This is a genomic window from Aureliella helgolandensis, from assembly GCF_007752135.1.
Classification (GTDB): domain Bacteria; phylum Planctomycetota; class Planctomycetia; order Pirellulales; family Pirellulaceae; genus Aureliella; species Aureliella helgolandensis.
Genome location: NZ_CP036298.1, coordinates 7,545,708 through 7,561,033, shown reverse-complemented (window position 1 = coordinate 7,561,033; position 15,326 = coordinate 7,545,708). Strand labels below are relative to the sequence as shown.

The following is a 15,326-nucleotide window of genomic DNA, read 5'->3' as shown; positions in this document are numbered from 1 at the left end:
GACGAATTCTGCTTCTGAAAGTCCAAGATGAGTTTAGGTGCCGGTTCTACGACTGACTATTTAACGGCTCGCGGACGCGATTATCCGTCAATCCGTCAATTTACGGTTTTCTTAGAAAATCGAGTGGGACAGCTGTTGGAAGTTGTCAAGCGATTTGAGGGGACTGGAATCCGCATCGTAGCGCTTTCGATCAACGATTCGGCGGAGTGCGCCTTAGTCCGCTTTTTAGTGAGCAACCCTGAGCGTGGACGCGAGATTTTAGAGCGAGCCGGATTGGCGATTATCGAAAGCGATCTAATTGGCGTGCAGCTGCCCGATGACCCGCAACCACTGTTGCAAGTCTGCTCGGCCTTGTTGCAAGCAGAAATCAATATCGTGCAGACCTACCCCTTGTTGATGGGGCAGGGGGCCAGGCCAGCCGTGGCGATCATGGTCGATAATACCGACCTAGCGCTCGATGTGCTCAAGAGCAAGGGTTTTCGCATGTTGAACGAGGATGACCTCTCCGAGTCGCTCTAAGTTGATGTTGCTGGATTTCCCTTTGCGCTGAATCTGGGATTCAGCGCCTTCTCGCCGAGCGACTGCTTGGCCAAACTCGCCCAGGGCCCGAGGGAACTTGTGCTGAGTGATGAACGTCCAAATTCCGTCCAGTGGACGTAGCGACGGCGTGAGAACGAAATTTCTAGTGAATTTTGCTCTTCCCCACTCGCTGCGTGACGACTTGTCCGCGAAGTCTCTCTATACGGTTTAGGCGATTTGCGATTTCGGCAAACCGGTGAGCGGAGCGCTGAGTGGAATTTCGTGCCCCTGGGAACCGCTTCTAGCTGGTTCTGGGCTGCGTCTGGGAAGCTACAAGATCCCTGCGCCACTCGTTGCCAAGGAATGCTCCACCCGAAAGAGTGGTTGGGTTCCAAATAGAGCGTTTAGGCTGAAATTCCGGCCTACGGAATGCCGACGACATCAAAACGGATTGTTGTTGGCGCTTTCTCTAGGCATGTTGAGAGTAGGCTGGATAGAGAGGCTGCACAGGCAGCGCAGAAAATTTCGATCAGCAACGCGATTTTGAAGTGAGTGTATCTGACATGACGCGTCGAGAAAAAAGACAAAGATTTTCTCAGTGGCTCGCCGAGATGTTTGGTCCCAGCGGCGTTTCCTCAGGAATGAGTCGACGCACCATTCTGGTGGAACCACTCGAATCGCGACAGCTCATGGCCGGCGACGGTTTCATGTCACTCTTGGGGATTACCGCTGCGGAAAGTAGCAATCCGGATACCTCGAGTGCTAGTCACGCGGTTGTTGCTGAGGGCGAGTTGTCCGGCGAAGGCGAGGACGCGATCGATTTGGTAGCCTTTGCCAAAGCTCTCACCGATTCAGGAACGCGGTTCTACGGTGCTTCTTGGTGCGAGTTCTGCACCGCTCAGAAGCAGTTGTTCGAAGACGGCTACAAATACTTGCCGTTCATCGAAGTGACCAATGCGGATCGCACTCCCAACGCGGTTGCAACGACCGAAGGGATTATCGAGTATCCCACGTGGGAGTTTCCGGACAGCACGCGGCTGACCGGTGTTCAGTCCCTACAGACCTTGGCGACTCGCGCCGGAATTACCATTCCGCTTTCGTCTACCCCTTCGGTAGCGGACCTGCCTAACGTTACGGTGGGCCTCGATTCCCCGTTGCATGTACCGGTGGATGCCTATGATGCGAACGGCAATCCGCTGACAATTACGGTGACCTCTAGTGATCCGAGTATCCTGACGGCGGAGGTGCTCACCGGCAATCAAAGTTTGAAGCTGGCCATTGATGGCTACGGCGACATGGTCTTTGAGCTGTTTGAAGACAAGGCTCCCCTGCCTACAGGGCGTGTGATTTCGTTGGCGAACGACGGATTCTATGACGGCATTTCCTTCCATCGCGTGGTCAATAATTTTGTAATTCAGGGGGGAGATCCGACCGGCACTGGTTCCGGCGGTTCGACGCTCGGCGACTTTGACGATCAATACCATCTCGATTTGCAGCACAATGCATCAGGCATTTTGTCGTTTGCGAAGTCCTCGGATGACACCAACGATTCCCAGTTCTTCATTACCGAAGGACCGCAGCGGTTTTTGGATTTCCAGCACTCGGTGTTTGGGATTTTGACCGAGGGTGAAGCGGTTCGCGAAGCGATTAGCAATACCGCGACCAACGCATCCGATAAACCGATCAATGCGGTCACGATTGATTCCGCCACGGTGTTCTCCGACACCGAAAATGGGGTCCTCTTTCTCAAGCCGACGGGCAACGGCAGTGGGCCTGTGACCATCACCGTCAATGTTGCGGACGGCGAAGGCAATACAACCACTAAGACGTTTACAGCCACGGTGGCGGCAGATGTCGCCAATGGTGCGCCTTTCTTGAATCCGATCCCGAGCGTTGAGACGTCGCTCAACACTCCAGTGACGGTCAATTTGTCGTCGCAGGACGCTGAAAATGACACCCGCATCTACAGTGTGCAGGCTCTCGGTTCGACTGCATTTGATGTGACGGTCGATAGCGCCACCGGCGTAGCGACCGTTACGCCACCCACGGGCTTCACCGGGCAGTTGCAGTTTCGGGCTACGGTCCGACAAACCACCACGCCCACCACGAGCAGCCCTGATGACAACCAGGTCGTGACCGTCACGGTCACCTCGCAGTCGGTTCCGACAGGTATCGATCTGAGCGACGGAAGCGATTCGGGAATTAGTGCAACGGACAATATTACGAATTCACAAACACTGGTATTCAACATTGCCGGTACGGAAGTGGGGGCAACCGTCGAGGTTCGCTCGGGTGGCAATGTAGTTGGTTCTGCCGTAGCAACCGGTGCGACGACTGCGGTGACGGTAACCAATGTCAGTGGTTTGGGAGAGGGGGCCGCTCTGTTCACAGCCACGCAGACCTTGAACGGTTCCACTAGCGGTGAGTCGCCGAGTCTATCGGTGGTGCTAGATCGTACCCTGCCCGAGGCCGCTAGCACCGCGGGCGTGCCGGCCAATGCCATTGTCGGTCAGCCGATTACCGCGAACTTGGAGCACTCCGAGGAAGGGCAGGGGCTGGTCTACAGTCTAAACAGTCCGCCCACGGGAGTGACGATCAATGCTCAGACGGGGCAGATCAGTTGGACGCCCACGGCGGAGCAATTGGGGGCGCATACGTTGGAGGTCGTATTGACCGATCCGGCGGGCAATGTAACGAACCAAAACGTCCCGTTGAATGTGATTGAGCAGCCGCAGGTTAAGTTCTCGTTGGTGACGGTCGACATGTCGGGACAGCCTATCACTACGATAGCCGCCGGGCAAAACTTCAAAGTCCAAGTGGTCGTCGATGACGTCCGCGACGGAGCCGATGCGACTGGGGTCTTTGCGGCCTATTTGGATCTGCTATTTGATTCAGCGGTTATTGAGCCGATCGCTACCAATCCGATTTCGCGGCCGAGTCCCTACACGCAGAGTCCCTCTGGCTCGCTGACTACGGCAGGCTTGATCGACGAATTGGGTGCGTTTTCATCGAGCACTGAGCGGTTGGGATCGGACCCCAGAGTTCTCGTGGAGGTGACCTTCCTCGCGAAGGCAGCCGGGAACGCCAATTTGCGCACCGAAGCGGCCGATGCCTCGCCAGCCCATGATGTGCTCCTGTACGACCAATCCTCCGGGGACCCCACCGACCGCGTGGAATACGGCAAGAACGAATTTGCCGTGGGAGCGAATTTTGAACTTGAGGATGATGTCTTCAACTTCGACGAGGACTCGGGAGCAAGCACTTTAGACGTACTGACCAATGACTCGGTGACTGGCGGGGCGGTGCTGACAATCGCCAGCGTGGGCAACACGTCGGGTGGTGGAACGGTTACCGTGGCGAGCGACGGAAAGACCTTGGTCTACACCCCCGCAGCCAACTTTAACGGTGCCGAGACCTTTACGTACACCGCTCAGAACCAGGAAGGTGTGCAGCGAACTGCGACGGTGACGGTGCAAGTGACCGATATCAACGATCCTCCTGTCGCCCTCAATGATACGTTCTCGGTGGTCCGCAACAGCAATCAAAATGTGTTAGAAGTACTTGCCAACGATTCCACGGGAGTCGACGACTCTAATTCCGAAACTCTGACCATCTCGGCAGTCAGCACCGGATCTGCCGGTGGCACAATTCAGGTGGGACCGAGTGGTTTGACGTTGCGGTACACTCCCTTGACCGGATTCCAAGGCTCGGAAACGTTTACTTACACTCTCTCTGACGGACGCGGTGGAACGGATACCGGGACGGTGTCGGTCAGCGTGGATCTCCAGAATCCTCCTCCCACTCCCGTCAACGATAGTTTTACAGTTGCAGAAGACGCGGCCCAGGCCTCCTTTGACGTGCTGGCGAATGATAGCTCCGATGATCCCGATGAAACGCTCAGCGTCTCAGCGGTAGGAGTCTCGAAAGTCGGCAGTACGGTGACTGTCTCCAGCGATGGCCTGCAAGTTCTCTACAAGCCTGGTGCGAATTTTTCCGGGACTGAAATCCTAACCTACACCTTGCGCGATAGCGGAGGGGCGACATCCGATGGCCTCATGACGTTCACCGTCACCCCCGTCAACGATGCTCCCGATGCGGTCGACGATACGTTAACGGCGGTGAGTAGCGCTGCCTCGTCGCCACTCGATGTGCTGGCCAACGATTTGAATCCAGACGCTGGGGAAGTGCTGACCATCACGGCTGTGTCGCAACCACCGAGCGGAAAGGGCACCATCGCGATCGCTACTGACGGGAAGAGCTTGGTTTACACCAGCCCCAATTCAACCTTCGAAGGCGATTTTGCGGTCACGTACACCATCAGCGATGGTAATGGCATGACCGATACAGCCACCGTAAATGTGGCGGTGCGAAATTTCCTCCCACGTCAATTCTCCGGCAAAGTGACCTTCGGAGATCAAGCGATGGTGGGAGGGTTTATCAATGGCTTGGAACTAAGCCTGACTGGAACTGACACCACTGGCGCGACGGTTTCGAAAACGACCACCGTAGGATCTGACGGCAGCTATGCCTTCCCCGACTTGGCGCCCGGTAGTTATACGCTGACGCGCGCCGCGCAACCCTTCCTGCATGATGACGGGAGTGTCATTACCATCAATTCCGCCGCCACCGATGGCGACGTGGTGAACGATATGACGGTCAGTGGCGGATTGCGGCCGCAGTTCTTTGGCATTCGTGATTTCCTCGGCTCCCAGACGCAGAGCAGCGTGTGGTTCGTGCTTGATTCCGCAGGTGCCGAGCAGGGCCACTTCGGGTATGGCGACTGGGCCAACGTCGACGACCTGGGCGCGAGCCTAATTGAAGACCGCTCGACGCTCCTCGTGACCGGCACCAATACCGCTCAGCAGAATCTGACCGCTTCAGTGCCCATCAATGGCAGCCAAGCGGTGCACGTCTCGGGGCAAGCCTCAGGTAGCCTCTTGCTCAGGATCGAAGGGGGAACCACCGCCATCAACCTGGCTCCGCCTGCGACAGCGACAACCGCAGCTGCGAGTAGTTTGAGCGCAGAGGGTGAGGGGGCCGCCGCTGTGCCCAGCTCACCAACCATCCAGGGGGTGAATTGGGGAGCCTCCCGCTCGGACTCCTCCTCGGAGGAGTCCTCCAGTGGCATTGTGCAACGCGAGCTAGCGAACCCTGAGGCGGCTGCCAGCGTCATGTCCGGTGCAGCAGTGGATTCCGCCATGGCTGCCGTCATGCCAGCTCTCCAGTTACGCCTCTCGGAAGCCCTTTCCGACTCGTTGACCGCAGATGGCGAGCAGAGTTTGGAAGTGAATGATGGGTTGATTGCAGGGCTTTAACACCCTCCGCCCACACTTTTGTAGTCCCAGAGGGTGGTCGTCCAGCTCCCAAAAACGCCTTGCTCAGGCATCGGATGGCCCGTGAGGGTGGTTTCGGCGGTTTGGCATTGAGCTTTTGGGCAACCCAAGCTACCATTTTCCAGCTTCAGCGCTACTTGTGGCTGTACCGATCAACGCATGGGAATAATTCCAGGTCGAGATAGTTTGACTTGGCGAGACCAATAGAACCATAGAAACAGATAACAACGCAGAACGGGATCTCTAGTTATGAAATCTAATATTCATCCCAATTATCAAGACACCGCAGTCTCTTGTGGTTGTGGCAACAGTTTTTCGACTCGCAGTATTCGCCCTGAGATTCGGGTCGATATTTGCAATGCTTGCCATCCGTTTTATACCGGCAAGCTGAAATTCGTCGATACCGCGGGACGCATCGAAAAGTTTCAAACGAAGTTTGCAGCGGGGACTTATGCCAGCTTGCAGCCTAAGAAGGGCAAGAAGAAGTAGCTTGGAAAACAGAGAGAGTCGATATTATCGCCTCGAATCAATGTGATCAGCCCGTCGTGTCCAGCGTGTCGCGTCGGGCTGTTTTGGTTTCCAACGTCTTCTGTAGTGCATCGTTTCAGCTCGTGCATTGGGCTGTTACTCACGCACCACGCACCTCCCAACTGTCGAAAAGCCTTAGATGAACGTACGTGAAGATCTTCAGGCCAAGCTGAGTCGATTTGAAGAACTTGAGCGACTCATGGGGCAGCCTGACGTCATGTCGGACTCGTCCAAAATCTCTAACTACGCGCGTGAGCATGGCACGCTGGCGCGGGTCGCCAACAAGTTTCGTAGCTTCAACACGATGAGCGATGACATTCGCGACTTGGAAGAGATGGCGGGCAGTGATGATCCCGAAGAGCGGGAGATGGCAGAAGAGGAGATCGCCAAGCTGCGTGTCCAGCGCGAGGCGTTGTGGGATGAACTGTTGGAGGCCACGATCGGTGGCGAGGATGCCAACCGCAGTCGCTGTGTGATGGAAATCCGTGCAGGCACCGGTGGTGAGGAGGCAGCCTTGTTTGCTCGCGATCTGTACGAGATGTACAAGCGAAACGCGGAGAATAAACGCTGGAAGACCGAGATCATGGACATGAGTGTCAGTGATCGTGGAGGGTTCAAGGAAATCGTCTTGGCTCTCGAGGGAGAGGGTGTTTATCGTGAGCTGCAGTTCGAAAGCGGTGGCCACCGCGTCCAGCGAGTTCCCGAAACGGAGACGCAGGGTCGCGTGCACACATCGGCCGCAACCGTGGCCGTCATGGCAGAGCCCGAAGATGTGGAAATCAATCTAGCCAAGGATGATTACCGGGTCGATAAATTCTGTGCCAGTGGGCCGGGTGGCCAGCACGTGAATAAAACGGAGTCGGCAATCCGCTTAACGCACTACGAAACGGGCATCGTCGTGCAGTGCCAAGATGAAAAGAGTCAGCTCAAGAACCTGGCCAAGGCGCTGCGCGTTTTGAAGAGCCGGATCTACGATCATGTGCGTCAAGAAGAGAATCAAAAGCGGTCTGATGCACGCAAGAGCTTGGTGGGATCGGGGGACCGCAGCCAGCGTATCCGGACCTACAATTTCCCCCAGAACCGACTTACCGATCACCGTATCAACTTCACGCTCTACAAGCTCGATCAGGTGATGGGTGGGGATCTTACCCCCGTCACCGGTGCGTTAATGGAATACGAACGCGATCAGATGCGCGGTGATACGGAGATTGCCGGATGAGTGCCGCAGAGACATGGACGGTTGGTAAACTGCTCACTTGGACAACGGAATATCTTAAGAAATCGGGTTCGGACTCGCCGCGATTGGATGCGGAAGTGCTTTTGTCCCAGTCTCGCGATTGCCGACGAATTGAGTTGTATACTGCTTTCGATGAAGAACCTTCCGAGGAAGTGAAGGCAAAGTTTCGTGCGATGGTAAAACGCCGCGCTGAGGGTGCGCCGGTGGCTTACTTGGTAGGGCACAAAGAATTCTACTCGCTCGACTTCGAAGTAACTCCAGACGTGCTCATTCCGCGTCCCGAGACGGAGCACCTGGTGGTCGAAGCACTGGATCAGGCGAAAGCCCTGCGCACGCAACGCGGTTCACAGGCTCAGCCACTGCGACTTGCTGATGTAGGGACCGGGAGTGGGTGTGTGGCAATTGCTGTGGCCAAGCACTTGCCCGACTCGCAGGTGCTCGCTATCGATGTCTCAGAGGAAGCGTTGGAGGTGGCGCGCCGCAATGCTCTTAAGCATGCGTTGGATCCTCCACAGCTGGAGTTCGCGCAGAGCAATCTCCTGGAGGGCTTAGAGCCCGAGCTGCAGTTCGACCTGATTCTCAGCAATCCACCCTATGTTTCAGAACCCGAGTACGAGGCGCTCGATACGACGGTCCGGCAGTACGAGCCGCGTCAGGCCCTCGTCGGCGGCCCTCGTGGGTACGAGTTGATTGTGAGGCTTCTGACGCAAGCGGCGGAGCGGTTGGTTCCCGATGGCTGCGTCGTGCTGGAGTTTTCGCCCATGCTGGCTGAGAGCCTTGACGCTTGGGTGGGGGATATCTGGCAGGAGCCACGCGTCATCAAAGATCTAGCCGGTCTGCCACGCATTGTGACCTTGAAGAAGCGGGCGTAGCACGCTGAACCATTCTTTACCCGAAAGACCAAACGGAAAGTTCATCAACATGGAAATGGAAAAGCTCGTCTCACTCTGCAAGCGTCGTGGATTCTTGTTCCAATCGAGCGAAATCTATGGTGGCTTGAACGGATTCTGGGACTACGGCCCGCTGGGGGTTGAACTCAAGCGGAATGTTAAAGATGCATGGTGGCGCGATATGGTTACCGCCCATGACGATATGTCGGTCTTGCCTGGAGCTCCCACCGAGTACGAGATGACTGGACTCGATTGCACGATCATCATGCACCCTCAGGTCTGGAAGTGCTCGGGGCACTTCGATTTGTTCGTGGATAAAATGGTCGACTGTCGCGAGTCCAAAAAACGCTATCGCTGGGATCACGTGGTGGGTGCTTGGGTCACCGGGGCCAAGAAACAACACGGTGCCGACGCGGTCAAGGCGGAGGTCGAGCGCGTTTTTGTAACGGTCATGGACAGTGAAAACCCCTTGCCACAGATCGAAACTCGCGCACTGAAGTACTTTGGCTTGCGCGCCAAAGATGCCAGTAAGATTGAGATGGAATCGAAGACGGCCGTGCTCTCTTCGTTCGATTCGTTCGAAGCGGTGGTGGGACCCGATGCCACAACCACCGGTACGCTGACCGATCCACGCGACTTTAATCTAATGTTCCCCACCACCATCGGTGCCCTTGGTGGAGAGGACGATCGCGCATTCTTGCGTCCCGAAACAGCTCAAGGGATCTTTGTCAATTTTCGGAATGTCGTCGATAGCACACGCGTCAAAATTCCCTTCGGTGTGGCTCAGGTTGGCAAGAGCTTCCGCAACGAAATTACTCCGCGCAACTTTACCTTCCGCTCGCGTGAATTCGAACAGATGGAGATCGAGTTCTTTTGCCATCCCGATTCTTCTCAGAAATGGTACGCCTTCTGGCGCGATCGTCGCATGCAGTGGTACAAGAAGCTCGGCCTGTCCGGGGAACGCTTGATCCTCCGGGAACACCATCAGGATGAATTGAGTCACTATTCGACCGGTACGGCCGATATCGAGTACGCATTTCCCTTCCTGCCCGCTGGTGAGTATGGTGAGCTCGAAGGAATCGCCCATCGTGGTGATTTCGATTTGCGAAGCCATATGGAGGGCAAGTTGGATGAGAAGTCCAATCCATTGGCAGTGCAACTCAACGAACACGGCAAGCCCAAGTACCGTGGCAGCGGCAAGGATTTGACGTACCGTGACGAAGTTACCAACGAACGGTATACACCGCATGTGATTGAGCCTTCGGCGGGTGCCGATCGCGCGACCTTGGCGTTTCTCTGCGAAGCCTACCGAGAAGATTCGGCTCCCGACGATAAAGGCAACATGCAGACGCGAACCCTACTCTCGCTGCACCCTCGCATCGCACCGATCAAGGCGGCGGTATTCCCGCTGGTGAAGAAGGACGGCATGCCAGAAGCAGCCAAGGAAATTTACTTGGCGCTTAAGCAGAAGTTCAACGTCTTCTACGATGAGAAGGGGGCGGTGGGACGCAGGTACCGTCGCCAGGATGAAGCAGGAACACCCTATTGCATTACGGTCGATGGTGAATCGCTGAGTGACAAGACCGTCACGATTCGAGATCGCGATTCGCTGGAGCAGGTGCGTGTAAAGATGGATGACGTGGTCGCCGAGATCGAAAGTCGCATCAACGCTTAGAGGGGCTTCCATTCGGCTCCCGACATCCCAGCTCAAGCAGGGGTGACTAGGTTCGGCCGTTGTGCACCGGCTGGCCCGAGGCATGTCTTCGTGGCCAGCGTGGACGTTTGTGGATACTGGTTTTTCGAATGTGGCCAGGTCGTCGTGCGCACGGCTTGATGGTTTCCTTCAAGTGGCAAGTGGCTCAACACGCAAGCGGCACAGACGCCGGCAACCCGCAGACGCTATATCTAGACAAAACGCTCGTAACCCTTCAAAATCCGCTGCCGAGCCCGCTCAGGCTGTCTGGAGCAGCCAGCGGAATTGGGGGACCGAACTGGCAGGTGTGGTATAATGGATCGCGTCTAACCCGCCCTCCACCCTACCCATCAAGTGGCCTTCTTATGTCACCCCTAAAAGCAATTCGCTGGCAACTGCGGTGTCTTGTCGGCCTATGCCTGCTGCTACCTCTCCCACGGGGGAGGGCCGATGAAGGCGTGAAATCCGCGAACTCCTCAATGCGTCGGGCTGCCATGCCAGAGCAGCCAGAGTTTTCACGTGATATTCAACCGATTTTGTCGCGTGCGTGCACGAGTTGTCACGGGGGAGTCAAGCAAGCTGGCGATTTGTCCTTTGTCTACGCCGATGCGTTTTCGCCCTCAGAGGGCTGGATCGTCGAGCCGGGGAAGCCTGAGGAATCGATCTTAATTGAGCGCCTTACCTCGTTCGACCCCGATCTGCGGATGCCTCCACCTCACCAGCATCCCGAACCGTTGACCGCGGATGAGATTGATTTAATTCGTCGGTGGATCGCGCAGGGGGCCCATTGGCAGGATCATTGGTCGCGGAGAGCTCTGACACTACCTGCCGTGCCACAATCGGCGGGTTCCTCCGCCTGGGCCAAGCAACCTCTAGACCACTTTATCTGGGGCCGTCTCGAACGAGCGGGACTGCAACCAACCGACCCCGCAGACTCCGATCAATGGCTGCGTCGAGCATCCTTGGACTTAGTCGGCTTGCCTCCCACGCCCGAAGAATTGCGAGCATTCCGCCAGCGTTTGGAATCTCACCTTGTGGCTGAAGGTCAGGGGAGCTCTGCGGATGCCATTTACGAGGCAGAAGTGGAACGTCTGCTAGCATCACCTCACTTCGGAGAGCGTTGGGCTGCACTTTGGATGGACCTCGCTCGCTACGCCGACTCCAAGGGGTTTGAAAAAGATCCGCATCGGGACATGTGGCCCTACCGTGATTGGTTGATTGCCGCTTTTAACGCGGACCTACCCTACGACCAATTCACTATCAAACAACTTGCTGGCGACTTGTTGCCTGAGGCCACGTACGAAGACCTCGTCGCCACGGCCTTCCATCGCAATACCCAGACGAATACCGAAGGCGGTACCGACGACGAAGAATACCGCATGGCGGCGGTCATCGATCGGCTGAACACCACATGGACCGTCTGGCAAGCGACCACCTTTGGTTGCGTGCAGTGTCATGATCATCCCTACGAACCGTATCAAAATGTGGAGTTCTACCAAGGGCTATCGCTCTTCAACAACACCGAAGACATTGACCTCGATTCCGACTTTCCAACCCTGCCCTATCTGGAGCGAACCGAAGACCGGCAGAAATGGGTTCGTTTGGAGCGGCAGATCGAACAACTGCGGTTGCAACTGGATGATCTTGCACGGGCTGCAGCAGAGAAGCTCCCGTGGAGTCTGCTTCCCCTGAGTCAACTGGAGTCGAGCTCGGGGGAATTGGGCTGGGTTGGCGATGAGGTGCGCGTGGTCGGCGGGACCGTCTCGGTGGGCAGTACGTACACGCTCTCGACCGATGCTGAAGGTGAGATTTCGCAGCCGATTACCGCCCTTCGCCTGCAGATCTTGCCAGACTCCGACGATCCGACGGCTTGGCCTGAGCAGGGCTCCGTCCTCTCTTTCCTGAAGCTCGAAGTGAGCCGTGGAGAGCAGCAACGCGAGATTTCTCTGGGCCGCGTCGTGCCGGACTTCCGAGCTGGAACGTTTGCCTGTGAAGATGTGCTGAAAGACAATACCGCCGGGTTTGGGGGCTATCCCAAGTTGTTTGGCCCGAGATGGATGGTGGTCACGTTGGAGGAACCCCTGCAGCTGGCCTCTGGGGAAACTCTGGTGTTCTCGCTCAAGCAGTCGGCTTCGGTCACTGGGGGACTTTCCAACCACTTGCGGCGATTTCGCATCGAGTCGACCCATGAAGCAAGTTTGAACAACTGGTTTGCGAGCGAGCGGTTCGAGACGCTGCACGCGCAGTTGGCCGACTTGGAGAAACAGTACAATGCACTGGGCAAGGGCTCGCTACCAATTTTGGTACCTCGCGCATTGGCCGCGACTAGACCCACTCGCGAGTTCATTCGCGGGAATTGGCTCGAACGCGGCGAGCTGGTCCAGCCAGGCATTCCTAGCGTCTTCCAACCCGAGAGTGAAGAACTGGCGATTCCGGTTACCGATCGTCTGGAGCTAGCGCGATGGTTCGTCTCCGAGGACAATCCATTAGCGGCTCGAGTCTGGGTGAACCGCATTTGGGCCGAGTTGTTCGGAGTCGGGATCGTAGAAACGCTCGAAGATTTTGGAGTGAGTGGGCAATCGCCCTCACACCCTGAGTTGCTAGACTACCTCGCTCACACGCAGCAGCATGAACAACAGTGGCATTTAAAGGCTCTCCTGAAATCCTTAGTCCTATCCGCCACCTACCGGCAGGATCATCGAGTGGATGCTGAGCTGCGGCAGGCTGATCCTCGCAATCGTCTGCTGGCACGCGGACCTCGCACGCGTCTGACGGCTGAGATGGTCCGTGATCAGGCTTTGGTGGCTGCCGGACGGTTGACCGAAAAACTGAATGGGCCAAGCGTTATGCCGCCACAACCCGACGGCGTGTGGCAGCAGGTCTATTCGGGGGCAGAGTGGAAGGCGGCGACCGACGAAGATCGCTATCGCCGCGGACTCTACACGTACTGGAAGCGGACCAGCCCCTATCCCGGCTTCATTATGTTTGATACGCCAAGTCGCGATGTGTGCAGCCCGCGACGGATTGCCACCAACACCCCGCTGCAGGCGCTGGTGACACTAAATAGTCAGGTTTACACGGAGTTGGCCAAGGATCTAGCGGATCGTTGTTGGGAAGAGTCTCTGGCTGCTCAGGATCTGCATGGCGCCGCTGGGGCTGTCCGGCAATCGGTGGCTTCCGAGGATGAAGACTCGCAAGCCGATATTTCTCGGACCACAGCACGCGTGGAACGGGCGATTCGCAACATGTTCTATCGGGTGACCAATCGTTCGGCACGACTTAATGATTTGCATGATTTGTTAGGCCTGTGGGAATATTTGGAAGCGGAGCGCGCGAACGAGCCGGTCGTGGAGCGACCGCCGAGTCCCGATCGTAGGCAAGAGCTGGAGGCACGCGAGGCGGCGCTGAATCCGCTGGGTATCGTGGCGTTAGCCATTTTGAATTCTGACTGGGCGATGACCAAATGAATCTACTGCAAGAGCTAGAATTTCGACGTCTGCAATCGAGTACCCGTCGCCATTTCCTCAACGGCTGTGGAGTGGGCTTGGCGTCTGCCTGGATGGGGAGTCAGGCGGCGCAAGCCGCGGACAACGTTCCTGCAGGGGCTGAGGCGACTCGGCGGGAAGGTCTTCACTTTCCCGCACGTGCCAAACGAGTCATCTATTTGCACATGGCAGGCTCTCCTAGCCAGCTGGATCTGTTCGACTACAAACCTGAATTGCAAAAGTTGGACGGCCAAGATACGCCCCAGTCCTTTTTGGAGGGGAAGCGTTTTGCGTTTATTCAGGGCGTCCCCAAGATGCTGGGACCGCAGTTCAAGTTTGAACAGGTCGGTGAGGCTGGGAACTGGGTTTCCGATCGGCTGCCCCATTTCAAGTCGGTAGCGGACCAAGTCTGCTTCATCAAATCGATGACGACGTCGCAGTTTAACCATGCCCCCGCGCAATTGCTCTTGCTGACGGGCAATCAGAACCTTGGCGCGGGGTCGATGGGGTCTTGGATTACCTACGGTTTAGGAAGCGAAAACGAAGACCTCCCAGGCTTTATCGTCCTAGTTTCCGGGGGACGGATGCCTTCGGCAGGCAAGAGCGTCTGGGGATCGGGCTATCTTCCCAGTGTCTACCAGGGAGTGCAGTGTCGGTCTCAGGGCGATCCCGTATTGTTCCTATCGAACAGCGATGGTTCGAGTCGCGCTGAACGTCGGCACGCGCTCGATGCAATTGAGAAGCTCAATCGTCGTGCCTACGAAGAGTATGGGGATGCGGAAACGCTAACCCGCATCGCCCAATATGAGATGGCGTTCCGCATGCAGACCTCGGCGACCGATGCATTCGATCTGTCCCAGGAAAGCAAGCAGGTGCATGAAGACTACGGTACAGAGCCCGGGAAAGAATCTTTTGCGAACAATTGCCTACTAGCACGTCGTTTGGCCGAACGCGATGTCCGCTTCATCCAACTCTTCCACTGGGGCTGGGACGCTCACGGGGCGGCTGCTAGTGAAGCGATCAACATGGGATTCAAAGACCGCTGCCGCGAAGTCGACCAACCCATCGCCGCGCTTTTAAAAGATCTTGAGCAGCGTGGTCTGCTCGACGAGACGCTGGTCATCTGGGGAGGTGAGTTCGGCCGAACCCCGATGCGCGAGAATCGCAACGGCAAGGAGATGCAGTTTGTGGGGCGCGATCATCATCCCAGTGCTTTCACCATGTGGCTAGCGGGCGGAGGGGTGAAGCCCGGTTTTACACTGGGGAGAACTGACGAGATTGGCTACGACGTGGTCCAAGATAAGGTGACCCCGCACGATCTGCATGCAACGATCTTAAAGCTGATGGGAGTCGATCACTTGCGATTGACCTATGCGTCCCAAGGAGCCAGCCAGCGACTCTCGAATTTGACCAAGCCCTCTAGGGTCGTCGAAGAAATCCTAGCGTAACCAGCATCGAGTTGCGAATGGGATTGAAACCGTGTGGCCCGCGACTTGTTCGAATCGCAACCCACCGCGTGACGGGCTGTTGAAATCGTAACCCGCTGCGTGACGGGCTGTTGATTTAATAGCGCCTGGAGTTTTAACGTGAAGGCGGCATCTCTAATCGTCCTGTAGTGGCGACCACCTGTCCTTGCTGACG

At 56.6% G+C, this 15,326-nt stretch carries 8 protein-coding genes; all 8 read left to right on the top strand.

Annotated features, from left to right (window positions below; all coding sequences use genetic code 11):
• The first annotated feature begins 27 nt into the window (after positions 1-27).
• The 8 genes from Q31a_RS26725 (at position 28) to Q31a_RS26690 (ending at position 15,133) form a co-directional block, all read left to right on the top strand.
• Positions 28-519, top strand: coding sequence for an acetolactate synthase (locus tag Q31a_RS26725; RefSeq protein ID WP_145084979.1), 492 nt, complete (start codon positions 28-30; stop codon positions 517-519).
• Between the two features lie 563 nt (positions 520-1,082).
• Complete coding sequence (locus Q31a_RS26720) at positions 1,083-5,834, top strand: Ig-like domain-containing protein (RefSeq protein ID WP_145084976.1); 4,752 nt, start codon at positions 1,083-1,085, stop codon at positions 5,832-5,834.
• A gap of 267 nt (positions 5,835-6,101) precedes the next feature.
• On the top strand, positions 6,102-6,341 hold the full coding sequence (gene rpmE, locus Q31a_RS26715; protein WP_145084972.1) for a 50S ribosomal protein L31: 240 nt from the start codon (positions 6,102-6,104) through the stop codon (positions 6,339-6,341).
• A 178-nt stretch (positions 6,342-6,519) separates the two neighbouring features.
• Positions 6,520-7,599, top strand: a complete 1,080-nt coding sequence (gene prfA / locus Q31a_RS26710; RefSeq protein ID WP_145084969.1) for a peptide chain release factor 1 — start codon at positions 6,520-6,522, stop codon at positions 7,597-7,599.
• Entirely contained in the window at positions 7,596-8,489 is an 894-nt protein-coding gene (gene prmC, locus Q31a_RS26705; protein WP_145084966.1) for a peptide chain release factor N(5)-glutamine methyltransferase, read from the top strand. Before prfA ends, prmC begins: the two co-directional genes overlap by 4 nt.
• Positions 8,490-8,544: 55 nt before the next feature.
• Positions 8,545-10,182, top strand: coding sequence for a glycine--tRNA ligase (locus Q31a_RS26700; protein ID WP_145087664.1), 1,638 nt, complete (start codon positions 8,545-8,547; stop codon positions 10,180-10,182).
• A gap of 383 nt (positions 10,183-10,565) precedes the next feature.
• Positions 10,566-13,667 carry a PSD1 and planctomycete cytochrome C domain-containing protein gene (locus tag Q31a_RS26695; RefSeq protein ID WP_197355786.1) on the top strand — a complete coding sequence of 1,034 codons (3,102 nt, stop codon included), beginning with the start codon at positions 10,566-10,568 and terminating at the stop codon, positions 13,665-13,667.
• Positions 13,664-15,133: a DUF1501 domain-containing protein gene (locus tag Q31a_RS26690; protein WP_145084960.1), complete on the top strand. Its 1,470-nt coding sequence runs from the start codon at positions 13,664-13,666 to the stop codon at positions 15,131-15,133. Before Q31a_RS26695 ends, Q31a_RS26690 begins: the two co-directional genes overlap by 4 nt.
• Positions 15,134-15,326: the final 193 nt, after the last annotated feature.